General features: G+C 54.0%; 21 protein-coding genes. 5 read left to right on the plus strand and 16 right to left on the minus strand.

Annotated features, from left to right (window positions below):
• Positions 1–2 precede the first annotated feature (2 nt).
• From B145_RS0116550 to kduI, 3 genes are all read left to right on the plus strand, one after another.
• Complete coding sequence (locus tag B145_RS0116550; protein ID WP_018608815.1) at positions 3–371, plus strand: PilZ domain-containing protein; 369 nt, start codon at positions 3–5, stop codon at positions 369–371.
• Between the two features lie 29 nt (positions 372–400).
• Positions 401–1,174 carry a TatD family hydrolase gene (locus tag B145_RS0116555; protein ID WP_018608817.1) on the plus strand — a complete coding sequence of 258 codons (774 nt, stop codon included), beginning with the start codon at positions 401–403 and terminating at the stop codon, positions 1,172–1,174.
• Between the two features lie 180 nt (positions 1,175–1,354).
• Positions 1,355–2,194, plus strand: coding sequence for a 5-dehydro-4-deoxy-D-glucuronate isomerase (gene kduI / locus B145_RS0116560; RefSeq protein ID WP_018608819.1), 840 nt, complete (start codon positions 1,355–1,357; stop codon positions 2,192–2,194).
• Between the two features lie 79 nt (positions 2,195–2,273).
• Here kduI and B145_RS0116565 read toward each other — a convergent pair whose 3' ends face one another.
• From B145_RS0116565 to B145_RS0116635, 15 genes are all read right to left on the minus strand, one after another.
• The gene (locus tag B145_RS0116565) at positions 2,274–3,389 is read right to left on the minus strand and encodes a YbdK family carboxylate-amine ligase (RefSeq protein ID WP_018608820.1); all 1,116 of its coding nucleotides are present in this window, start codon (positions 3,387–3,389) and stop codon (positions 2,274–2,276) included.
• A gap of 3 nt (positions 3,390–3,392) precedes the next feature.
• Positions 3,393–4,580 (minus strand): cation:proton antiporter, encoded by a 1,188-nt coding sequence (locus tag B145_RS0116570; RefSeq protein WP_018608822.1) that lies wholly within the window; start codon positions 4,578–4,580, stop codon positions 3,393–3,395.
• Between the two features lie 103 nt (positions 4,581–4,683).
• A complete protein-coding gene (locus B145_RS0116575; RefSeq protein WP_018608824.1) occupies positions 4,684–5,274 on the minus strand; it encodes a MarR family winged helix-turn-helix transcriptional regulator in 591 nt (196 codons plus the stop codon).
• A 23-nt stretch (positions 5,275–5,297) separates the two neighbouring features.
• Complete coding sequence (locus B145_RS0116580; RefSeq protein ID WP_018608827.1) at positions 5,298–6,647, minus strand: chloride channel protein; 1,350 nt, start codon at positions 6,645–6,647, stop codon at positions 5,298–5,300.
• Positions 6,648–6,800: 153 nt separating this feature from the next.
• On the minus strand, positions 6,801–7,637 hold the full coding sequence (locus B145_RS0116585) for an ATP-binding cassette domain-containing protein (protein ID WP_018608829.1): 837 nt from the start codon (positions 7,635–7,637) through the stop codon (positions 6,801–6,803).
• A gap of 11 nt (positions 7,638–7,648) precedes the next feature.
• Complete coding sequence (ssuC, locus tag B145_RS0116590) at positions 7,649–8,425, minus strand: aliphatic sulfonate ABC transporter permease SsuC (protein ID WP_018608831.1); 777 nt, start codon at positions 8,423–8,425, stop codon at positions 7,649–7,651.
• A gap of 9 nt (positions 8,426–8,434) precedes the next feature.
• Positions 8,435–9,607, minus strand: coding sequence for an FMNH2-dependent alkanesulfonate monooxygenase (gene ssuD / locus B145_RS0116595; protein WP_018608833.1), 1,173 nt, complete (start codon positions 9,605–9,607; stop codon positions 8,435–8,437).
• A 30-nt stretch (positions 9,608–9,637) separates the two neighbouring features.
• On the minus strand, positions 9,638–10,591 hold the full coding sequence (locus tag B145_RS0116600) for a sulfonate ABC transporter substrate-binding protein (RefSeq protein WP_018608835.1): 954 nt from the start codon (positions 10,589–10,591) through the stop codon (positions 9,638–9,640).
• Between the two features lie 11 nt (positions 10,592–10,602).
• Positions 10,603–11,199 carry an NADPH-dependent FMN reductase gene (ssuE, locus tag B145_RS0116605; protein WP_018608837.1) on the minus strand — a complete coding sequence of 199 codons (597 nt, stop codon included), beginning with the start codon at positions 11,197–11,199 and terminating at the stop codon, positions 10,603–10,605.
• Between the two features lie 93 nt (positions 11,200–11,292).
• The gene (locus tag B145_RS0116610; protein ID WP_018608839.1) at positions 11,293–11,508 is read right to left on the minus strand and encodes a TOBE domain-containing protein; all 216 of its coding nucleotides are present in this window, start codon (positions 11,506–11,508) and stop codon (positions 11,293–11,295) included.
• Positions 11,509–11,778: 270 nt separating this feature from the next.
• Complete coding sequence (locus B145_RS0116615; protein ID WP_018608842.1) at positions 11,779–12,975, minus strand: amino acid aminotransferase; 1,197 nt, start codon at positions 12,973–12,975, stop codon at positions 11,779–11,781.
• 48 nt (positions 12,976–13,023) lie between these two features.
• On the minus strand, positions 13,024–13,638 hold the full coding sequence (locus B145_RS0116620; protein WP_018608844.1) for a YitT family protein: 615 nt from the start codon (positions 13,636–13,638) through the stop codon (positions 13,024–13,026).
• 40 nt (positions 13,639–13,678) lie between these two features.
• Complete coding sequence (locus B145_RS0116625; RefSeq protein ID WP_018608846.1) at positions 13,679–14,164, minus strand: Lrp/AsnC family transcriptional regulator; 486 nt, start codon at positions 14,162–14,164, stop codon at positions 13,679–13,681.
• Between the two features lie 105 nt (positions 14,165–14,269).
• Complete coding sequence (locus B145_RS0116630; RefSeq protein ID WP_018608847.1) at positions 14,270–15,652, minus strand: amino acid permease; 1,383 nt, start codon at positions 15,650–15,652, stop codon at positions 14,270–14,272.
• 533 nt (positions 15,653–16,185) lie between these two features.
• On the minus strand, positions 16,186–17,097 hold the full coding sequence (locus tag B145_RS0116635; RefSeq protein ID WP_018608849.1) for a LysR family transcriptional regulator: 912 nt from the start codon (positions 17,095–17,097) through the stop codon (positions 16,186–16,188).
• 130 nt (positions 17,098–17,227) lie between these two features.
• On the opposite strand from B145_RS0116635, the gene B145_RS0116640 reads away from it, so the two are divergent.
• The gene (locus B145_RS0116640) at positions 17,228–18,013 is read left to right on the plus strand and encodes a DODA-type extradiol aromatic ring-opening family dioxygenase (RefSeq protein WP_211209855.1); all 786 of its coding nucleotides are present in this window, start codon (positions 17,228–17,230) and stop codon (positions 18,011–18,013) included.
• A gap of 46 nt (positions 18,014–18,059) precedes the next feature.
• Here the strand turns inward: B145_RS0116640 and mfd are convergent, their stop codons facing one another.
• Positions 18,060–21,506: a transcription-repair coupling factor gene (mfd, locus tag B145_RS0116645; protein ID WP_018608852.1), complete on the minus strand. Its 3,447-nt coding sequence runs from the start codon at positions 21,504–21,506 to the stop codon at positions 18,060–18,062.
• A 207-nt stretch (positions 21,507–21,713) separates the two neighbouring features.
• Between mfd and B145_RS0116655 the strand changes: the two genes are divergently transcribed.
• Positions 21,714–22,028, plus strand: coding sequence for an ArsR/SmtB family transcription factor (locus tag B145_RS0116655; RefSeq protein WP_033407517.1), 315 nt, complete (start codon positions 21,714–21,716; stop codon positions 22,026–22,028).
• The last annotated feature ends 19 nt before the right edge of the window (positions 22,029–22,047 follow it).

Here is a 22,047-nt window from a genome sequence, read left to right on the forward strand (position 1 = left end):
AGATGGATCCAAAACAACAGCCAGTGACGACTGCACGCGCAGGGGTGTTGTCGCTTAACATCAACTCAAAATCCGCGCTGTATGCAGCCTACATGCCCTTTCTAAAAAATGGGGGGCTGTTCATTCCCACTGCCAAGCACTATGGCCCAGGGGATGAGGTATTTATGTTGTTGCAGTTGATGGATGATCCTGCACGCCTTGCCGTGAAGGGCCGTATTACCTGGATTACGCCTGCCAACGCACAAAACAACAAAACCCAAGGGGTCGGTGTGCAGTTCACCCCCGACGAAGGCGGCAACGCGGTCAAGATCAAGATTGAACAAATCCTGGCCAATGCGCTGGGTTCCTCGCGTCCTACCCATACCCTTTGATTTTTCATTGATCAATTCGATCTGCTCACATGTTCGTTGATTCTCACTGCCATATTGATTTTGAAGATTTGGCAGCACAGGGCTCTGCCTTGTTTGAACGCATGGCCCAGGCGCACGTGTCACACGCCGTCTGCATTGGTGTGAGTATTGAAAGCCTGCCCAATGTGCTTGCACTGGCAGAGCAGCATGAACATATTTTTGCTTCGGTTGGTGTGCATCCTGAGTACACCGAAGGCGAAGACCCCTCTGTTGAGCGCCTAGTTGAATTGGCGGCTCATCCACGCGTGATTGCAATTGGTGAGACAGGGCTGGACTACTATTGGCACAAGGATCGCCCCGAATGGCAGCGTGAGCGCTTCCGGCGCCACATTCAGGCTGCGCGGGTCTGCAATAAGCCTTTGGTGATTCATACCCGCGAGGCGGCCGAAGATGTGGTCCGCATCCTGCGTGAAGAGCAGGCGGCCAAGGTAGGCGGGGTGATGCACTGTTTCACTGAAACGCTCGCGGTGGCAGAGCAGGCCATGGCAGAGAACTTCTATATTTCTTTCTCGGGCATTCTGACCTTCAAGAATGCTACGCAGATCAAGGAAGTGGCGGCAGCCATCCCACTTGAGCGGATTCTGATAGAAACCGATTCGCCTTATCTGGCCCCAGTGCCATACCGTGGCAAACTCAACGAACCTTCATACGTGCCCTACGTGGCTGCCGAAATCGCGCGCTTGCGTGGCATCTCGCTTGAGGAAGTTGCCGACGCCACCACACGCAATTTCTTCACTCTGTTCAAGGTTGGCGAGCCCATCTAATCATCTGATTGATGCGTGGTTGATGTAAATCCTGATAGGGATTTACATGCTTGCAATGCTTGGCTTTTCCTCTCCCCGTTCTGTACTAGAATGCTTGTCTGTCTTATGGTTCGCATGTCAGACAGCTCGGCCCGAGAGCCCCTTGCGTGTGAATCTACCTAACCAAATAGCGGAGTGACCATGCAGATCGATATTCGCCAATCTTGCAATGCAGCTTATACCAAGACTCTTGACACCGAAGGTTTGCGCAAGGAGTTCGTGGTTGAGCAGATTTTTGTGGCTGACCAGATCACTATGACCTATAGCCATGTTGATCGCCTTGTTTTCGGTGGCATCATGCCGGTGGCTGCCGTGGTTACTCTACCGGATCTGGGCAAGACCTACGGTACGTCCTTCTTCCTGGAGCGCCGCGAGATGGGGGTCATCAACATCGGTGGTGACGGTGTGATCGTGGTCGATGGGGTGGAGTACGCAATCGCCGCCAAGGAAGCGCTTTATATCGGCAAGGGTTCCAAGGATCTCTCTTTCAAGAGCAAGTCTGCCGCCAACCCGGCCAAGTTCTACTACAACAGCACGCCTGCCCACGCTGCCTACCCGACCAAGAAAATCACTCAGGAAATGGCCAGCCCACAAACGATGGGGGACGTCAAAAATTCCAACCGCCGCACCATCAACAAGTACATCGTGCCGGGTGTGGTGGACTCCTGTCAGCTTGTCATGGGCATGACCGTTCTGGAAGAAGGCAGTATGTGGAATACCATGCCGTGTCATACCCATGAGCGTCGCATGGAGGTCTATTTCTACTTCAATTTGCAGGCCGATGCAGCAGTTTTCCATTTGATGGGTGAGCCGACTGAAACCCGCCATGTGGTGATGCGCAACGAACAAGCCGTCATCAGCCCGAGTTGGTCGATCCACTCCGGTGTGGGGACGCAGGCTTACACCTTCATCTGGGGGATGTGCGGTGAAAACCAAACCTTCCCGGATATGGATCATGTGGCCATGACGACCCTGAAGTAATTCAGGCATATTAAGGTAAAAAGCCGGGTTTTGTGACCCGGCTTTTTTGTATGTGCAACAAGTAAAACGATGCCTTCTATTATTGCGTGAAACGTAGCAAAGCGGCATTCACCATCTCTTCGACAGAGCCCCTGTCGACATATTCGTTTCGCAGATACCCTGCATCATTACCGCCTAACACGATCTGGCGAATCTCTTCCAGCGCAGATAGGCTTCCAAGCTTTTCTGCGATGGGTTCGATGAGGTCCAAGGTGTTTTGGATATCATCCCGCAGCAAGGTTTGTTCATAGCTCTTAGGGTGAACAATCATGCCATCCAAACCAAAACGGCACGCCTGGAAACGGTTGTAGTTGTAGACTAGATAATCGTCTTCAGCGGGGGGCGCATCGTGGCATTCCAGCAGATAGCCGGAAAGTGCTTGCAGATAACACGCCAGCGCTGCAGCACGCTTGACGCATAACGGGGTGTCGCATACACGTAGTTCAATCGTCCCATACTCTGGTTTGGGGCGAATATCCCAGTAAAAATCCTTCATGCTCTTGACGATACCCGTGCGCTCCATTTTGTCAAAATATTGGGTAGAAAAAACATCCCATTGTAGTAGGAAGGGTGCCCTGCCACTCAAAGGAAAGGCAAATACAGAGTTCAAGCGGGCAGAATTGAAAAGCGTATCTGTACCCTGCACGAAGGGAGAGGATGCGGACAGCGCAATGAATTGTGGTACGAAGCGGCTGAGTGCATGCAAAAGAAAGAGCGCCTTATCTCCACTCTCGCAACCGATATGGATATGCTGACCAAAAATGGTAAATTGCTTGGTGAGATAACCATAGAGTTCAGAGACTTCGAGGAACCTGGGTTTGGGAAAGATGCGCCGATCCGACCAGTGTTGAAATGGATGAGTGCCACCACCGCAGATGCCAATATTAAGACGCTCGCCAGCCAGGAGGAGAGTATCCCGAATCTCCAGCAGTTGTCCGAGTAGCGGGCCATATTCAGTTTGCACGTCAGTGGAGATTTCAATCATGCTTTCGGTGACTTCTGGCGTAACGTTTCCAGGGAAAGGTTTACGCCTGAGCAACTCCAGCATGTCCGGGCAGGCAGCTGTCAGATCGAAATCACTTAGGTTAACCAACTGCAACTCAAGCTCTACGCCCATAGTCAGGGCGTGTGAGGTTTTGAAGTTCTCGATCGGCATATCTTAGCCCTCCTGTCTTTGGGGTATCTCATGTGACCAGCGCAAGGATAGCCAAGTCAGTATCGGTCCGAACAGTTCCATTGCCATGGCCGCTGCTGCCAGTGGGGCGAATTGATCAACCAAGTCTACGCCAATGTGACGAGTTTGCTCCAATACCAAAATGACGAATACGGATAATGGCGCCATAGCGAGGCCGGTGAAAATCCCCTTTTTCCATGAAATTCCGCTGACATGAGAAAGCATGGTGGTGCTGAAAATCTTTACGGCTTGCCTAGAAATGACAACGACAAACCCAAGAAGGATGCCAGATTGAACATTCCTCCACTCCAGCGATGCGGCAACAAACACAAACAGCAGCACTGAGAACAGGTCGCCCAGTGTTCCGAACCCACGCTGAGAATAGTTCAGCACGGCACGACGATGGCGGGAAAAAAGCCCAAATGTTAGCGCTGCCAGCACAGGAGATAGCTTAAGGCTATGTGTAAGTGATACAAGCAGGATGACTGCAAGGGCAAAGGCCAGGGTCGCATCATGACAGCTGCGCTTGAGCAGGCGTAGCAATGTCGGCATTGCCATGCTCATCATGATGCCGAGCAGTACCGAGGCAAGAATGACGAAACCACTGCGATAAATGGCTTGTGAAAGCTCTCCCGAGGTTTGAAACACAAATAAGCCCACGACAACCTTGAACGCAAATACGGCTAATACGCAATTCAGGGTAGAGAGATGAATTGCACGCTCGCTGACTTGCCCGGCGCTGCGGTGCTCATTGATAACACGGATAATGGCTGCAGGCGAACTTGCCATGGATAATGTGGCAAGCAGCAGCGATGTTGTTTGGGGTTGTTCCCACCACATGCTGAGCGCGTACACGACCACGAACGTCAGACAGGACTCTGTGATTGAGGTAATCCCTATCCATGGGTTCGCGCGTAACCATGCGAGGTTGATTCGATGCCCGCATTCAAAAAGAATCAGGCCGAATGCAATGTTTGCCAACAGAAGCATGGCGTCTGTGTTGGCGGGTGGCAAAATCGCCAACTGTGTGGGGGCGAGAAGAAAGCCAACTAATGCATAAGTGCTGATGCGTGGCAGTTTTAGTCGCCCGTATGCATATTCACCAATGCACCATGCCAATAGAATGACAAGCGGCCAGGCGATGTCTGATATCAAGGTGGGCAAGTCAATCATATGATCTCCTTGTGGTCGACAAAACAAAATTCGTTTTGTCCGGTTGATTGGATGATTCCGTTTCCAAATCAATCCGTGCCCATTGATTCAGCGAAGGGAGCTGTTACATATCTGCTAAGGGAGTGTCTTCCCCGTGTAATGCCAGTGAATCCATCTTTGCAAGCAACTCTGTTAGGTTTTTGTGAAGGCTGGTGAGGGTGGAATAGGGCATTTTCCCTAATGCATCCGGCAGTACGCCTTGCATGGGGCCAGGGGCCGCTTCCAGGCGCCTTTGCCCCAGTTCGGTGATATACAGCAGAACCATGCGGCTGTCCTGACTGCTGCGTTCCCGCTTTGCAAAACCTAGTTCAACGAGCTTCTCAACCAAGTTGCTGGCGGTTGTTTGGTGAACCGACATGGTCTTTGCCAATTCCGTGACCCGGATACCGGGGTGTTCGGCAATGGCTGCCGCTGCCCAAAGTTGAGAACCGCTGATGCCGACTGTTTTCTCAATAAGCTGAAAATGGCGTCGAACCGATTTGAAGATGATGCGAAACTGGCGTAACACTTCCAGATCCAGTGCATAGGCCTCGATTTGTGGCGACGTCATGGTAAGTATGTGATCTTTGTTGTAGTACAAAAAACATGTGGATGCATTTTGAAATTGCCCCCACTGAAGGCAGATCCTCTTGCTATTGTGCTTCCATGTTAGCATGTAAATACATTTGCACAAATATTTTAGTGGTGATGGATGCCTTGCTTGACACCCGCGGCTTCAAGTTGCAGGCGGGAGAGGGTTCCATAAAGGCCAGGTGAGACCAGGCGCGATATCAGGCTGGCCAGTAGGGCTGTAGCCATGAGGCTGAGCACCATTCCATGCCCGTCGATCATCTCCATTACAATGACGAAAGAAGTAATGGGTGCTTGGGTGGCCGCTGCCAGAAAACCTACCATCCCCAGCGTAGCCAGCGGCATTGCAGGGGTATGAAATAGGATGGAGACATCATTGCCAAACCCGGCGCCAATCGCCAGAGATGGGGCAAAAATCCCGCCTGGAACACCGCTCCAGTATGAAAGCCAGGTGGCTACAAACTTGATCAGCACGTAGATGATCGGCATCTGTCTTGATCCCTCCAGAATCTCGCGGGTATAGGCGTAGCCACTGCCATGGGCCGCTCCGTCGCTTGCGAGGCCCAGCAACGCAATGCCAAAGCCGCACATACCTGCAAACCACACGGGGTGGCTGCGCCGGAAAGTGTGGATGCATCCCTGCACACCGGTGCTGGATTCGATCAGCAACCGCGAAAACAGCCCGCCCAAGCTCCCTGCCCCCAGCGCGCAGAACAGGGCGGGAAAGATCAGGTCTGAATCAAGCCGACTAATCTGGAGGCGCCCGAAGTAGGTGAAATTCCCTTCCAGGGATATGGCTACCACACCAGCCAGAACAATCGCGGAGACCACTATTCCGCTCGATTTCTGCTCAAATTGGCGCGAAAGCTCTTCAATTGCAAAAATGATTCCAGCCAGTGGCGTGTTGAACGCAGCAGCAATACCTGCTGCACCACCGGCCAACAGCAAATCGCGTTGACTGATGCGGGGCAAAGCCCCGCCAATCTGCTGAAATGCATGCATCACGCTGGCTGAGATCTGAACAGAAGGCCCCTCCCGTCCAGTGGAGAAGCCTGCAAGTAAGGCACTGGCACCAAGGACTATTTTGGCCAACGCCAGACGCAGGGAAACAAAGCGTTTCACCATGGTATCGGGAAGTGCAGGGTGCAGTGCAGACATGACTTGTGGGATGCCACTGCCGGCGCTGCCTGGGGCAAAGCGTTGGGTGAGCCATACCACAGCCATGCCACCTATGGGGGTGAGGATCAGAGGCCACCAGATGGAATGGTGCCTGATGCCGCCAAACAGATCGATGGCCCGGTTTGTCATCCATGTGAAGCACACTACGACCAGACCGGCACATGCGGCAGCAACCCAGACCACAAGACGTTCCCTCCAGGCGGAGAAGCGAACAAGATCAAGGCGGATGAGTTGTTTTTTGAGAGAGGAGGACAGACGCACTGGACTCGGAATTTGCATTTAGACAAATGTATTATAACGTCAGAGTCCAATGATCCATAGCTGTGCGCGTTAGGTGGTTGGTTTACGATCTGTAGTGACAGGAGGCGCGGGGGAATGGGGTCCTTTACACACGCGCCAATAAGCCCCCCGTTGCAAGATCGTAAACCTTGCTCAGATTGCCCAACGTACCTGTCCAGCTGGGGGCCATAAGGGGTCGGCGGTAAGCTCCAATGGTTGTGGGTAGTGGTTCTGCTTCAAGACCTGCCGTAGCACATGCTCTTCCAAGGCAGCAAACTCCTTGCCCCGCTCTCGGGGGCGTGGCAACGGCACTGGCAGGTTGAGCGTGATACACCCCTCATCAATCAATACGATCCTGTCTGCCAGCGCCACGGCTTCCGTAACGTCATGGGTGACTAGCAATGCTGTAAAGCCATGTTCACGCCATAGGCGTTCGATCAATGTATGCATTTCAATCCGCGTCAGGGCATCCAGGGCGCCTAGTGGCTCATCCAGCAGTAGCAAACGTGGTTGATGGGCCAGCGCACGTGCCAAGGCTACTCGCTGCCGTTGTCCGCCGGATAGGCGAGCAGGCCAGTCATGAGCCCGGTCGGCAAGCCCCACCTCGTTGAGTACGCTTTGCGCCAGGGGAAAGGCATCCGGTCCCAAGCCCAGCAGTACATTATCGATGACGCGTTTCCACGGTAGCAGGCGTGAATCCTGAAACATGATCCGCGTGTCATGCCTGCGGTCTTCCGCCACGCCATCGTAGAGTATTGCCCCAGCCTGATAGGCTTCCAACCCGGCAACCAAGCGTAACAAGGTACTTTTGCCGCATCCGCTACGCCCGACGATGGCGACAAACTCGCCCGGCTTGATCTCCAGATTGATGTCATGCAGAACCTGGCGTTGGCCATAGTGCTTGGCAATCGTTTGCAGGCGTAAGGCAATCCCGGAATCGGAAAGCTGAGGGGCTGCGACTGCAGCTGTTTCAATGGGGTGATTATGCATACCTTGGCTCCTCAGGATTGGTAGGCTGGATGCCAGCGCAACCAGAAACGTTCCAATGCCCGTGCAATCAGGTCAGCAAGCTTGCCCAGCAAGGCGTAGACGAGAATGCCGACCAGCACGACATCTGTGCGCAGGAACTCTCTGGCATTCATTGTCATATAACCAATGCCCGCATTGGCAGAAATGGTTTCTGCCACAATTAGCAGTACCCACATCAAGCCTAGGGAGAAACGTACACCTACAAGGATGGACGATAAGGCGCCGGGAAGTATGACTTCACGGTAAAGCGCCCAGCGCGAGAGCCCATAACTTTTCGCCATTTCGATCAATCCCGGATCGACTGAACGTATGCCGTGAAAAGTATTGAGGTAGAGTGGAAAGAATACGCCGATTGATACGATAAAGAGTTTCGCTCCCTCATCAATACCAAACCATAATATGACGAGCGGAATGAGTGCCAAGGGCGGGATGTTGCGCAGCATCTGCAAACTGGTATCGAGCAATGTTTCCAATTGGCGGAAACTGCCTGTTGCCAAGCCCAGCAATAGGCCTGCGCCTCCCCCAATGGCAAATCCAAGCAAGGCCCGCTGAGTGCTGACCAGAACATGGTATGGAAGCTCACCACTCAAGGTCAGCTCCCAAGCCGCCTGGGCGACGCTCGCTGGCGATGGAAGTATGCGTACCGAGATAAACCCAGTCTGTGCCAGCACCTGCCATAATATGAGCAGGGCAAGTGGTGGCAACCAGGGCGTCAGGCGCTGCCAACGGGGAAGGGAAGGGCTTGCCATGATGACTCCTTAGCTTTGGGCCGCGTGTCTGGGAATGTGATCAATGGCCACCACTTCGCCGAAAGGGCCTGCCAGTTTGCGCCCAGGCAGACTTTCTGGCAGGGTATGCTCCAGAGGTAGCAAGGGGAACACCAGTTCGGCAAAGCGGTAGGCTTCTTCCAAGTGAGGGTAGCCCGAGAGCACAAAGGCCTCCGCGCCCGCGTCTTGATATTCACGCAGTTTGGCTGCGACTTGCTGTGGGTTGCCGACAATGGCGGTGCCTGCCCCACCCCGTACAAGGCCGACTCCTGCCCACAAGTGCGGGCTGATTTCGAGTTCTGCACGGGTGCGCCCACTGCCTTTACGATGCAGGGCTGCCATGCGGCGTTGCCCTTCGGAATCCATTTTGGCAAAAGTGGCTTGTGCCGAGGCTATCGTTTTGTCATCGAGCCGACTGATCAGGTTATCGGCGGCTGCCCAGGCTTCTTCCTCGGTTTCGCGCACAATAACGTGCAGACGGACCCCAAATTTTACGCTACGGCCATGTTTGGCTGCGCGAGCGCGCACGTCGTTGAACTTCTTGCGGACTTCTTCCGGCGGCTCGCCCCATGACAAATATGTTTCTACCTCTTCAGCGGCGAGTTCATGTGCTGCTTCTGATGAACCTCCAAACCAGACGGGGGGATGAGGTTTTTGTACCGGGGGGTAGAGCAGCTTGGCGCCTTTTACATAGAGATGCTTGCCCTCGAAGTCAAAGCTTTCTCCGCTGTGGCTGCGCTCTAGAATTTCTCGCCAGATGCGGATGAATTCGGTGGAGGCTTCATAGCGTTGTGCATGAGTGGTCTTGACGCCATCACCTTCAAGTTCCGCTGCATCTCCACCTGTAACTAGGTTGATCAGCAAGCGTCCATTGGAGAGGCGGTCGAATGTTGCCGCCATGCGGGCGGCAAGTGCAGGCTGATGCAGCCCGGGGCGAACAGCCACGAGAAAACGCAGGTTTTTTGTTGCCCCAATCAGGCTGGACGTTACCACCCAAGGGTCTTCGCAGGAACGCCCGGTGGGTGTCAGCACGCCATAATAGCCGAGCCGATCAGCGGCTTGTGCCACTTGACGCAGATAATCGTAACTGATTTCACGGGCGCCTTCTGAAGTGCCAAGATAGCGGCTGTCACCGTGTGTGGGTAGGAACCATAAAATTTTCATGTCATATCTCTCTGTTATGCTGAAACAATTCTAGTTTTTGGATTGGCTGTTATTGCGCCAGATCACATCTGCAACCTTGATAGGTTTGGGAATCAGTTTGGCCTGGAAAAATGTGTCTGCCACCGCTTGTTGCTCGGCAATCACTTTGGGCGTGAGCGGCAGAACAGGTGAGCCGGGGCGTCGTGCCACAAAGCGTTCAACCACCGCAGGTTCCAATCCCAACAGGCGTGTGATGAGTTGGCTGGTCTCGTGAGGGCGCTGGGATGAGATGGACGTCTTGTTGATTTCTTCCAGCAAAGCCTTGACGGTATCCGGGGATTCACGAGTCAGGCCTGCGCTGGCGAGGTAGAAGGAATTGTTGGGACTCAGCCCTTTGCTGGTGGTTAAAACCCGTGCTTTGTTTGATTGCTCAATTGCCGCGTAGTAGGGGTCCCATATAGACCAGGCATCCACATTGCCGCCTTCAAAGGCTGCGCGGGCTTCTGCTGGTTGCAGGTAGACCGGGGTGATATCTGCGAGGGTCAGCCCCGCCTTTTTCAGTGCCTGCACAGTCAGGAAGTGAGCACTGCTGCCTTTGGTGAAGGCAATGCGTTTGCCTTTGAGATCAGCGAGTGCGCGAATTGGGGAGTCTTTTGGGACGACGATCGCAGAACCTTCTGGCGCGGGTGATTCGTATGCGATGTAAATGAGATCTTTGCCTGCAGCCTGCGCGAAAACAGGTGGCGAATCGCCCGTAGAACCCACATCAATGCTGCCGACTGCAAGTGCTTCAAGCAACGGGGGGCCAGCTGGGAATTCGACCCAGGTAATCTTGGTGCCCTTGAGGCGCTGTTCCAGATGGGTGCTTTCTTTCAGCACAACAAGCGCCAGCGAGCCTTTTTGATAGCCAATCCGCAATTGCTCCGGGGTGGCGTGGGCAAGGGATGGCACCGTCAGGGCGAGTCCTATCAGGCCACCAAGGAGGTGACGACGTAAATGCTGCATGGATTTTCCTTTCAAATGCCCAGTGGTACGGCGGAAAGCGGTAGGTTCTGCTGTGTGCGTCGATGTAGTGCATCAAGATCCTGGCTATGGAGCCGGTCACGCAGCAATTCCAGCGTGTCATCCAGACGCGTTAGAATATGCGAGTCAAATGTCGTTGTGCCGTCTGCCGCAACCTGAATCTGGGAATCCAATACACTGACGGGTGGGATGACTTCGCGGACGCCGAGCGCAGCCAGTACCGGCCTGATCGTGAAGTCTAGTGCGAGTACATGTAGAGGGCTGCCTGCCGAAGAAAGCGGCAAAACCAGTTTTCCTTCAAATGCTTTCTGTGGGAGCAGATCAAGAAAGGTTTTGAGCAAGCCACTGTATGCTGCTTTATAGATAGGGCTGGCGATCACGATCGCACGTGCCTGCAAAACCTGGCTGACTGCTTTTGCAATGTTTGGTTCGGCTGCCTGGGCCTGCAGGAGCGCTGTGGCGGGAAGATCACGAACGGCGATCCATTCCGTTTCTTCGCCAGATGAGGCCAAGCGTTGCTGAACCTCCTTGAGTAGCAGTGAGCTACGCGATGTGGCGGATGGGCTGCCAGAGATAAATGCAATGCTCATGGTATGTTCTCTCTTGTTGCGGTGTCTCACCTACTTTAGTCGGGGTGTGCCCTTTGCAGGAAAGAAGAAATTTTCACTTGCATATTGTTTTTGTTAGAGCGTGGCGATGGATACTTCGGTGGACTTCACCAGGGCGACGACTTCGCTACCAATTTTGAGCCCCAGCTCATCGACGGAGCGGGTGGTGATGACAGAAGTCACGATGCCTGAAGGGGTTTCCACATCCACTTCGCTGACAACATCGCCTCTTACAATTTCTTTGACCTTGCCCCTGAATTGGTTGCGGACGTTGATTGCTTGAATGCTCATGATGTTTCTCCTTAATTTTGGATAGGAATGACCACGAGAAGATTGCATGGCAGGGGGCTCCGCTCCGTGCGCTGCAATCAATCTCTGGGGGATTCGGAGAAATGTATGGCTTGGATGATCTGAACAGAACGAAGCAATATTCAGATGCTTATCAGGAAAACAGAGGAAGGGCTGAAAACAGACTAGATGCAGAGGTCATCTTGGTGTGTGGCACCGGGGCAAAGGTGCCACACAACAGGCGCCACACAACAAATGAAGGGGAGAAGATGCTTAGGACAGAACTTTGGCGAATGCTTCGGCCACGCGTTCAACGTTGCTGTTGTTCAGCCCGGCAACGCAGATACGCCCACTGCGAACCAAATAGATCCCGAATTCTTCGCGCAGTCGATCAACCTGCTCAGAGGAGAGCCCTGTGTAACTGAACATGCCACGCTGAGCAGTGAGGTAGCTAAAGTCACGTTCAGGCAAGGGTTTCTTGAGCGTCGCCACGAGCGTTTGGCGCATGTCCAGGATGCGCGTGCGCATGGCTTCGACTTCGGCTAACCAGCTCGCTTTGAGTACGGCGTCACTGAGAACGATATTGACGAGTTCTGCACCCAGAGTCGGGGGGCTGGAGTAGTTTCGGCGTACCGTGGCCTTGAGTTGGCCCAAAACCCGTTCGGCGCTGGAGGCGTCATCACACACAACCGACAGTCCGCCAACCCGTTCGCCATACAGCGAAAAAATCTTTGAAAATGAATTCCCAACAAGGAAGGGAATTCCTGCGGCCGCCAGGGCACGAATGGCATATGCATCTTCTTCCATCCCGGCGCCAAAGCCTTGGTAGGCGATATCCAGGAAGGGGATCAGATTGCGCTCTTGCACCAGCTTGACGATCTGATCCCATTGCGCAGTGGTGAGGTCAGAACCCGTTGGGTTATGACAGCACGGATGCAGCAGGACGATGCTTTCCTTTGGCAAGCTGCCCAGGGTGGTGGTCATGCCAGCAAAGTCGACGGACAAAGTCTTGGGGTCGAAATATGGATAGGTATGGACTTTGAAACCTGCCCCTTCAAAGATTGCTACGTGGTTATCCCAGGTCGGGTTGCTCACCCACACCTCAGCATGCGGAAAGTAACGTTTCAGGAAATCAGCGCCCACCTTCAGAGCACCAGAACCGCCCAGGGTTTGGATCGTAGCGATACGGCCAGCTTGAAGGGCTTCAGATGAAGTGCCGAAGAGCAATTGCTGGATTGCTTCACGATAGGGCTTCATGCCTTCCATCGGCAGATAGAGGCTTGGCGTTGTACGGCGGGAGGTGAGCCGGGCGTATGCTTCCTGCACAGTATCCAATTGGGGGATTACACCCTTGCCGTCATAATAGAGCCCGATGCTCAGGTTGACCTTGTCGGCACGTGGGTCTGTCTTGAATGTTTCCATCAGGGACAAGATGGGGTCGCCAGCGTAGGCGTCGATATGCTTGAACATGTTATAGCATCCAAAGAGATTCAGTGGGGTGTGACGTAGGTTGCGCGCTTAGGCAAGATAGCGGTTGGGGCGGTGATTCAGGGCAATAATAAAATTGAGAATGACTGCGCCGCAAATAGAAGCCAGCAGCAGCGGGACGCTGACCAGCATCAGGGATGACAGCACGATCACGACATCGACCGCCATCATCACTTTTCCAGCCCTGATGTTGTAGCGATCCTGCAAATAGAGCGCCAGGATATTGACGCCGCCCAGGCTCGCCTTATGGCGGAATAGGACGATAAAGCCGAGCCCCATGACTGCATTTGCAAATATTGCCGCGTACAGAGGGTTTAGATGCGAAATATTGATGAAATGCGGGTGCAGTTCGGTAAACAGCGAAACAAGGGCGACAGCCGAAAATGTTTTGATGACGAAGGCGCGGCCCATCCGGCGAAATGCCAGATAGTAAAATGGCATGTTGAGGAAAAAGAAGGCGACGCCGAATTTGATGCCTGTTGCGTAATGCAATAAGAAGGCAAGTCCAGCCATCCCTCCTGTGAGTGCCCCGGCCTGCTTGAGCAGACTGGCTCCAAAAGAGACTACGAGCGTCCCTAGCAACAGGGCCAAAATATCTTCAACAGGTGTATGGGGTACGGGGGCAGGGAGGGTTGCGCTTGTCATGGAGTTGAATGCTTATTCGAATCTGTTTTGCCTGGGGGTTTTATTGTTGTGCTGCATTGTGAGGTGTAATCACTACACCTGCTTCTTTGAGGCGCTCCAGCACGACAGAGGTCCGTAGGTGGCTGACGCAGTTACGCAGCGAAGCCAGTTCTTGAATCAGGCGGCTCAGGTCAGCCAGATCAGCAACGGCTACCTTGATGAGATAGTCATAATCGCCAGTCAGCTTGAGCACGTCAAGAATCGAGTTCTTTTGCTGGACGAACTGATGGAAAACTTCGACCGCATCCGGGGAATGGTTCACCATCCGCACTTCTACTACGCCCATGACCGGGGTGCCGTCAGCTTCCGGAGCAAGTTGGGCATGGTAGCCAAGAATCAGTCCGGCTTGCTCCAAGGCGATGCGCCGTCGTGAGCATTGCGAGGCGGAAAGGCCGATGAGATCGGCAAGCTCCTGGTTGGTGAGACGCCCATTCAGACGTAAAAAATCCAGCAGCTTTCGGTCGTTGTCGTCGATCTGGTATGACATGCTCACAATGCTCTCAAATTTTAGAGGGATGTCCGGAAATTGATCCAGTCAGCCAATCGTGAGCCACGGCTTTGCGCTGATGGCGCACGTTTGGTTGAATCAAGATCAGGCGTTTTCCAGGCCTGGCTTGGCTTGGGCAGGAAGCTTTTGGCGGAAGAAGTACAACACGCCAAGAATTACCAGCCATGCTGGGATCAGGGATACCGAGATGCGCATATCTGGCGTCATCCACATCACAATCAGAATACCTGCCATGAACAACAAACAAATGGCATTGGTGATGGGGTAGCCCCAACTGCGATAACGTGGGGTGAGCGATTGCTTGTGCATGGCGTTGCGGAACATGATATGGGTAACGGTGATCATTGCCCAGTTGATGATCAGTGCGGAGACGACCAGTGCCATCAGCAGGCCAAAAGCCTTGCCGGGCATCAGGTAGTTGATCAGCACGCAAAACGCCGTTGCCAGGGCAGAGGCGCCAAGCGCCACAACGGGTACACCGCGTTGATTTACGCTGGCCAGCGCACGCGGGGCATTGCCTTGGACCGCCAACCCCAGCAGCATGCGGCTGTTGCAGTAAACGCAGCTGTTATAGACAGACAATGCTGCGGTCAGAACCACGATGTTCAGGATCGTGGCAACAAAATTCGCATCCAGCGCATGGAAGATCATCACAAAGGGGCTACCGCCTTCCTGAACCTTGTCCCACGGGTACAGGGACAGCAACACAGCCAGCGCGCCCACATAAAAGATCAGGATACGGTAGATCACCTGATTGGTCGCTTTGGGGATGCTTTTTGCGGGGTCGTCTGCCTCGGCAGCGGTGATCCCGACGAGTTCCAGGCCGCCAAACGAGAAGGTGATGATTACCAGCGCCATGATCAGGCCGCTCAGCCCATGCGGAAAGAAGCCGCCAATCTGCCATAGGTTCGTAACACTGGCTTGCGGGCCACCATGACCACTCAAGAGCAGGAAAGCGCCAAAAGCGATCATACAGATGATAGCGGCAACCTTGATGATGGAGAACCAGAATTCCATCTCACCGAAGAGTTTCACATGCAGCAGGTTGATGGTATTGATGACCACAAAGAAGAACAGGGCGGAAATCCAGGTGGGGATGCCTGGCCACCAGTACTGCACGTAGATGCCTACAGCCGTGAGTTCGGCCATGCTGACCAGTACATACAGTACCCAGTAGTTCCAGCCTGAAATGAAACCGGCAAAGCTGCCCCAGTACTTGTTGGCAAAGTGGCTAAAGGAGCCTGCTACGGGCTCTTCGACAACCATTTCGCCTAATTGGCGCATGATGAAGAAAGCAATCAGCCCGGCGATTGCATAGCCTAACAGTACGGCAGGCCCGGCCAGTTTGATCGTTTGGGCAATCCCCAGGAAGAGCCCGGTTCCGATGGCGCCACCCAGCGCAATCAGTTGGATGTGGCGATTCTTTAACCCTCGATGCAGAGTATGTTGTTTATCTTGTTCAGGCATAACCGTTCGATTCTTAAAATAAATTGCTATGTATGGCTTTGCTTCGCACGCCACTGGAGCAAAGCGCCTTGCTCAAAAACATTCAGCAAAAACGAGGCCAGTTTTTCCAAATCAGAAAAGTGTCAAATAAACCAATTGTTTAGCTTGACCTTGGCCTTATCGCAACCTGTCCATAGATATCACAGCATGTGAATCAATTTGGTGCGTTATGCAATATTTGTGTGCATGAATTGTTTTGTTGCATGAATTAAGCGTTATAGTTATGTTTGTGCAAAGAATGTACGTTTAGGCATTCAAATCCAAACAAAGCTCTATCACAAGCTCACCTTGATTCCAGCACTGGTGGTGACTGGAATGTTCGGTTTATCCCTTGATTGAGGGCTTCTATAATCACCAGCCGCCAGTTTAACCCGACTCGTGACCTCCCGCTCTGCGTTTGCATCAATAAGCTTTGGTTTTGGGCATGGTTACGCATGTTTTGCGCAAGAACAGTGGGTCTTGGCAAGCGTAATGCGCATAGTTGCTTCTCTTCTCTATTCTTTGGCCTTGATTGAATAGTGTTTGTCCAGCCACTGTTCCATGTGGCTGACGAAGCTGCGCACCTTGGCGGACAGATGTTTGCGGCTTGGGTAGACCGCAGAAATCGCCAGGGGGGGGATCGGCCAATGCGTCATGATCTCCTGCAAGCGGCCATCTTCAACCAAAGGACGCAGGATGAAATCCGGCGCACGGGTAATGCCCATGCCCGCGGCGGCCATTTCTGCAAGTACTGTGCCGTTGTTGGCATGGATGGCGCCGTTGACGTGGATCTTTTGTGCAGGCTCGTCTCCATGCGCAAAGACCCATATATGCGGGTCGCCCGTGTAGGCGTAGGTTAGGCAGTCATGCTGAGCAAAGTCTTCCGGTGTTTGGGGTGCGCCGCGTCGGGCCAGGTATTCCGGGCTGGCGCAGATCATTGTGCGGGCGGAGCCAATACGGCGCGCAACCAGGTTCTGGCTGCCTAGGGCGCCAATCCGGATGGCCAGATCAATCCCCTCTTCAATCAGATCGATTGCCCGGTCAGCCAGTACAACATCGAACTTCATCCCAGGGTAGGCTCTTGCATACTCACCTAAGGCGGGGGCCAAATGGGTTGCGCCAAAGCTGACCGGGGCTGTCAGGCGTAGTGTGCCGCGTGGATTGGCGGTATGGGTGCCCACCATTTCCTCGGTTTCTGCTAGATCGGCCAAGATCTGAAGGCAGCGTTCGTAATAAGCGCGACCATTCTCCGTCAGGCTGATGCGGCGTGTGGTGCGGTTGAGCAGGCGCGCATCCAGCATGGCTTCCAGCTGTGCGACTTGGCGTGACACGGCCGAAGTCGAAAGGTCCATCCGGTCTGCTGCACCCGCAAAGCTGCCGATTTCCACGACTTTGCAAAAAACCTGCATTGCATCGAAACGATCCATGAGAAGCCCTTTGTTGCGAATTTGGCAATAAATAATTGTACATGCGCTGCTTTATCTCTGCAGTAGGGATGAGCACAATCACCTCATGGATTTCAAGCCGCCTAATTGATGCGGCACTGAGGAGCTTATCGTGACGACCCGCATGCCTGTTTTGTTTATTTCCCATGGCTCACCGATGCATGCCATTGAACCCAGCACGGCAGCAACGGCTTGGGCGGAGTTTGCTGCAGGAATTCCAGTTCCGCGTGCCGTGTTGATGGTCTCCGCACACTGGGAAAGTGGGATTCCCCTGTTGGGCGGTAATCCTCAGCCGGAAACGATTCATGACTTTGGCGGGTTCCCCGAAGAACTTTACCGTATCCACTACGCGGCCCCTGGCGCACCAGACGTTGCGCAGGAAGCCCTGCAGCTCTTGCGTGACGCAGGGTTTTCTGCGGGCATTGAGGGCTGTAGGGGCTTGGATCACGGCGCCTGGATTCCCATGCTCAAGATGTATCCGCGCGCCAATATTCCCGTGTTGCAACTTTCAGTGCAGCCCGCACTGGGGGCGCCGCATCATCTTGCACTCGGGCGCGCGCTGATGGCTTTGCGGGATACGGGCGTTTTCATCATTGGCTCCGGGCATATGACACATAACCTGCGTGATTTCTTCGTGAATCCGGTTTCGTCCGGTGCTGTACCGTATGTGAAGGAATTCCGGGATTGGGTCGACCAACGCGTGCGCAGTGGCAACACAGAGGAATTGCTGCAATGGGAACATCTGGCGCCGCATGCTCGCCGTGCGCACCCTACGAGCGAGCATTTTTTACCACTGTTTGTGGCCTTGGGCGCGGCAGGGGAAGGCTACAAAGTGGAATCCAGTTTTGAATATTTTGATGGCGGCGTGTTGGCAATGGATGCCTACAAGTTTGTTTGATTTGCGCTTGAAAGGCTACGGGATCATCTCCGTAGCCTTTCCTTTTTTATGCTCCCAATTGTTTGATCACGTTGCGTACTTTGCTGACGCGCTCATTCAGTGTATTGGCGGTAATGTTGATGGTCAGTTTGTCCTGCCCCGCCAGCTTCCAGTTCCGATTGTTCTGAATCAGCTTGATGATTTTGATCGGCTCAATCGGTGGATTGGCCTCAAATTGCAGGTGGACGCGCATGTCCGATGCGTCGATCTTGATGATTCCCAGTGGCTTGGCGGCAATGCGCAGACGATGGGTTTCGAGTAGCGCCTGTGTTTGCGGGGGCATCTCGCCAAAACGGTCGATGAGTTCTTCCTGGATCAATTGCAGTTCATCGCTGTCTTCGCAGTTGGCCATGCGTTTGTAGAGCGTGAGGCGCTCCTGGATGTCGCTGCAATAGGCATCTGGAAGCAGGGTTGGGGTATGCAAATTGATTTCTGAGGCTACGTCCAGCGGCTGCGCCAGGTCAACTTCCTTGCCAGATTGCAGGGCTTTGACTGCCCGTTTGAGCATTTCGGTGTAGAGCGAAAAACCGACCTGCTGGATTTCTCCACTTTGTGATTCACCCAGCACTTCACCTGCGCCACGGATTTCAAGGTCGTGCATGGCGAGGTAGAAGCCTGAACCCAATTCTTCCATCATGCAGATAGCCTCAAGCCGCTTTTGTGCGTTTGCACTCGGCTTGGCATTGGCGTCGGTCAGCAGGTAGGCATAGGCCTGGTGGTGAGAGCGCCCGACACGGCCGCGCAATTGGTGTAATTGTGCAAGGCCAAAGCGGTCTGCGCGGTTAATGACGATGGTGTTTGCCGTGGGAATGTTGATCCCGGTTTCGATAATCGTGGTGCATAGCAAAAGGTTGGCGCGTTGGGCGGTGAAGTCCCGCATCACTCGTTCCAGTTCGCGCTCGTTCATCTGCCCATGGCCCACCACGATTCTGGCTTCGGGAAGCAACTCGGTCAGGGATTGGCGGATGTTCTCAATGGTATCAACTTCGTTATGCAGGAAGTATACTTGCCCACCACGTTTGAATTCACGCAATACCGCCTCGCGTACAATCCCTTTTGACCAGCTTTGCACAAAGGTCTTGATCGCCAAGCGCTTCTGCGGCGCAGTGGCAATCACGGAAAATTCGCGCAAGCCCTCCATCGCCATTCCCAATGTACGTGGAATGGGCGTGGCAGTGAGAGTCAGGATGTCGACTTCGCTGCGCAAGGCTTTGAGTGTTTCTTTTTGACGCACGCCGAAACGGTGTTCCTCGTCAATAATCACCAAGCCCAGCCGCTTGAAGACCACGTCCTTTTGCAACAGACGATGAGTGCCAATGAGGATATCAACCTTGCCTTCGGCCAACTGCTCAAGCGCTTCAGTTTGTTCTTTCGCGCTGCGGAAACGTGAGAGTTCTGCGATCTTGACGGGCCAATCCGCAAAGCGATCAGAGAAAGTCTGGAAGTGCTGCTCCGCCAGCAAGGTAGTGGGGCAGAGTACGACGACCTGTTTGCCATCGGCAATCGCAATAAAGGCTGCGCGCAACGCCACTTCTGTCTTGCCAAAGCCTACGTCGCCGCACACCAGCCGATCCATTGGGCGCCCGGATCGCATGTCTTCCACAACCGCATTGATTGCTGCCAGCTGATCCTGTGTTTCCTCAAAGCCAAAACCTTCGGCAAACGCTTCCAGATCGTGTTGTTTGAAGTCAAACTTATGCCCTGGCCGGGCGGCGCGTTTGGCGTACAGCACGAGTAGCTCGGCAGCCGTGTCCCGTACCTGTTGGGCTGCTTTGCGCTTGGCTTTTTCCCACTGTCCAGAACCCAGTTTGTGCAGCGCAATGCCATCTGGGTCGGCGCCTGCATAACGGGTGATGACATGCAGTTGGGAAACTGGTACGTAGAGCTTGGTGTCCTCTGCATATTCCAGATGCAGAAATTCCGTGTCTCCTTCGCCCAGGTCCATATGCACCAAACCCAGGTAGCGGCCGATGCCGTGGCTCGCATGCACCACTGGATCACCCACTTTGAGTTCGGAGAGATCCTTGAGCCAGCCTTCCACGGTACTCTTGCGGGTGTCTCGGCCACGTCCGCGCGGGCGTGCCTGACTGGCATAGAGTTCGTTTTCCGTCAGGATGGCGATATTGGCCTCAGGAAAGACAAACCCCGCTGAAAGCGGTCCGACCGTCAGCGCCAGTTTTGCATCGCTTGCCAGGAAGCCCGCCAGATCAGCACTGGAGCTGGGCTTGAGTTCATATTCGGCAAAATAATCGCTGATGGTCTGTGCTCGCCCCGCTGATTCTGCCAGCAAGATAACCCGCCACGGGAAATTGCCAAGAAAGTGCTTGAGCTTGTGCAACGGATCGCTGGCTTTGCGCTCTACTGCCAAGTCTGGCAGGGGGGCGGTGGGCGCTACGGCTTCGTTACGCTCACCAATTGTCAGCCGGGGCAGTTCCTTGGCGGCAATGAAGAAGTCTTCAGCAGGTAAAAACAGACGGGTAGGCGCGAGTAAGGGGCGGGCGCGATCACCGGCCATCAATTTATAGCGATTGTTGGCCTCGTCCCAGAATGCTTCGATTGCTGCAGGCACATCCTGGTGAGTGGCGAGCATCACGTTCTTGGGCAGGTAGTCAAAGAGCGTGGCCGTGGTTTCAAAGAAAAGGGGCAGGTAATACTCGATCCCTGCGGGCGCCACGCCGTTCGAAATATCCTTGTAGATAGAGGACTTGGTGGGGTCCCCTTCAAACGCCTCACGGAAACGGGCGCGGAAATCGCTGCGTGCCTTCTCGTCGAGCGGAAACTCACGCGCCGGGAGCAGGCGGATTTCCGGGACGGGGAAGACGGTACGTTGGGAATCCGGGTCAAAGGTGCGGATGGTGTCGACCTCGTCATCAAACAGGTCGATCCGATAAGGCAGTTGAGAGCCCATCGGGAAGAGATCAATCAGCCCGCCACGTACCGAGAATTCTCCGGGCCGTACCACCTGGGTCACGTGTTCATAGCCTGCCAGCGCCATCTGCAGCTTGAATGCTTCAAGGTCAAGCTTCTCTTTGGTCTTCAGGAAGAAGGTGTGCGCTGCCAGATAAGACGGAGGCGCCATGCGATACAAAGCCGTGGAGGCTGGTGCAATGGTGATGTCCGATTCGCCCTTTTGAATCGCATACAGGGTCGCCAAGCGTTCAGAGATCAAATCCTGGTGAGGGGAGAAACTATCGTAGGGCAGCGTTTCCCAGTCCGGTAGCAAATGTACCTTAAGGTTTTGGGCAAACCAGGCAATTTCCTCGCTCAAGCGTTGTGCATCCAGTGGATTGGCGGTAATCACCAAAAGCTTTTGCCCTTGTGCCGCGATCTGGGCCAAGGCCGCTGCGTCTGCTGCCCCGTGAAGACGAGGCAAATCAAAACGCTGGCCCGGTTTGGGCAGGGAAATCAGAGACAGAGGTTGAAGCGGAGCAAAGCTTGCAGCAGAAGCATTCATGGCTTGGATTGGGAAAGCACTGCACCGCGCGGCGGGCGCAGGGCGGGATGTCCTGGTCCGGCGTGCGGTGGAAGAGGCGAATTATAGCGGTGGCGACTCAAGAATGTGGACTGAGTGTATGGCAAAGCTAATTTTTGGGCTTGGCTTGTATTTCGTTAAAAAACGAAATAACATTCGTAAATAGACGAAATGCTTGTGATCACTGACATGTCTGAACCTGAATCTGTGGATATTGATGAAATCCTCAAGGCGCTGGCGCACCCAGCTAGGCGGGAAATTCTCGTGTGGTTGAAAACCCCCCAGAGCTGTTTTCCGGGGCAACGTCATTCGTTTGAAGTGGGCGTCTGTGCCGGGCAGATCCATGAGAAGGCGGGGCTGTGCGCTTCTACGGTATCCGCTCATTTGGCGGTGTTGCAGCGTGCTGGCTTGGTTACGACCGAAAAAATCGGGCAATGGATTTTCTATTCGCGGAATGAGGCAGTCATTGAGGCATTTGTAAAGCAGATTCCGCTGGTTTTTTGACGCTCTCCCAACCCCTTCA

The sequence above is a fragment of the Uliginosibacterium gangwonense DSM 18521 genome (genome assembly GCF_000373965.1).
GTDB lineage: Bacteria > Pseudomonadota > Gammaproteobacteria > Burkholderiales > Rhodocyclaceae > Uliginosibacterium > Uliginosibacterium gangwonense.

Bases quoted from the DNA above. Each gene is read 5' to 3' on its own strand.
- B145_RS0116570 (WP_018608822.1), bottom strand. From the start codon at position 4,580: ATGATTGACTTGCCCACCTTGATATCAGACATCGCCTGGCCGCTTGTC.
- B145_RS0116555 (WP_018608817.1), top strand. From the start codon at position 401: ATGTTCGTTGATTCTCACTGCCATATTGATTTTGAAGATTTGGCAGCA.
- B145_RS0116610 (WP_018608839.1), bottom strand. From the start codon at position 11,508: ATGAGCATTCAAGCAATCAACGTCCGCAACCAATTCAGGGGCAAGGTC.
- B145_RS0116625 (WP_018608846.1), bottom strand. From the start codon at position 14,164: ATGTCATACCAGATCGACGACAACGACCGAAAGCTGCTGGATTTTTTA.
- B145_RS0116620 (WP_018608844.1), bottom strand. From the start codon at position 13,638: ATGACAAGCGCAACCCTCCCTGCCCCCGTACCCCATACACCTGTTGAA.
- ssuD (WP_018608833.1), bottom strand. From the start codon at position 9,607: ATGAAAATTTTATGGTTCCTACCCACACACGGTGACAGCCGCTATCTT.
- B145_RS0116615 (WP_018608842.1), bottom strand. From the start codon at position 12,975: ATGTTCAAGCATATCGACGCCTACGCTGGCGACCCCATCTTGTCCCTG.
- ssuC (WP_018608831.1), bottom strand. From the start codon at position 8,425: ATGGCAAGCCCTTCCCTTCCCCGTTGGCAGCGCCTGACGCCCTGGTTG.
- B145_RS0116635 (WP_018608849.1), bottom strand. From the start codon at position 17,097: ATGGATCGTTTCGATGCAATGCAGGTTTTTTGCAAAGTCGTGGAAATC.
- B145_RS0116600 (WP_018608835.1), bottom strand. From the start codon at position 10,591: ATGCAGCATTTACGTCGTCACCTCCTTGGTGGCCTGATAGGACTCGCC.
- B145_RS0116565 (WP_018608820.1), bottom strand. From the start codon at position 3,389: ATGCCGATCGAGAACTTCAAAACCTCACACGCCCTGACTATGGGCGTA.
- B145_RS0116550 (WP_018608815.1), top strand. From the start codon at position 3: ATGGATCCAAAACAACAGCCAGTGACGACTGCACGCGCAGGGGTGTTG.
- B145_RS0116655 (WP_033407517.1), top strand. From the start codon at position 21,714: ATGTCTGAACCTGAATCTGTGGATATTGATGAAATCCTCAAGGCGCTG.
- ssuE (WP_018608837.1), bottom strand. From the start codon at position 11,199: ATGAGCATTGCATTTATCTCTGGCAGCCCATCCGCCACATCGCGTAGC.
- mfd (WP_018608852.1), bottom strand. From the start codon at position 21,506: ATGAATGCTTCTGCTGCAAGCTTTGCTCCGCTTCAACCTCTGTCTCTG.
- kduI (WP_018608819.1), top strand. From the start codon at position 1,355: ATGCAGATCGATATTCGCCAATCTTGCAATGCAGCTTATACCAAGACT.
- B145_RS0116585 (WP_018608829.1), bottom strand. From the start codon at position 7,637: ATGCATAATCACCCCATTGAAACAGCTGCAGTCGCAGCCCCTCAGCTT.
- B145_RS0116630 (WP_018608847.1), bottom strand. From the start codon at position 15,652: ATGCCTGAACAAGATAAACAACATACTCTGCATCGAGGGTTAAAGAAT.
- B145_RS0116575 (WP_018608824.1), bottom strand. From the start codon at position 5,274: ATGCTAACATGGAAGCACAATAGCAAGAGGATCTGCCTTCAGTGGGGG.
- B145_RS0116580 (WP_018608827.1), bottom strand. From the start codon at position 6,647: ATGCAAATTCCGAGTCCAGTGCGTCTGTCCTCCTCTCTCAAAAAACAA.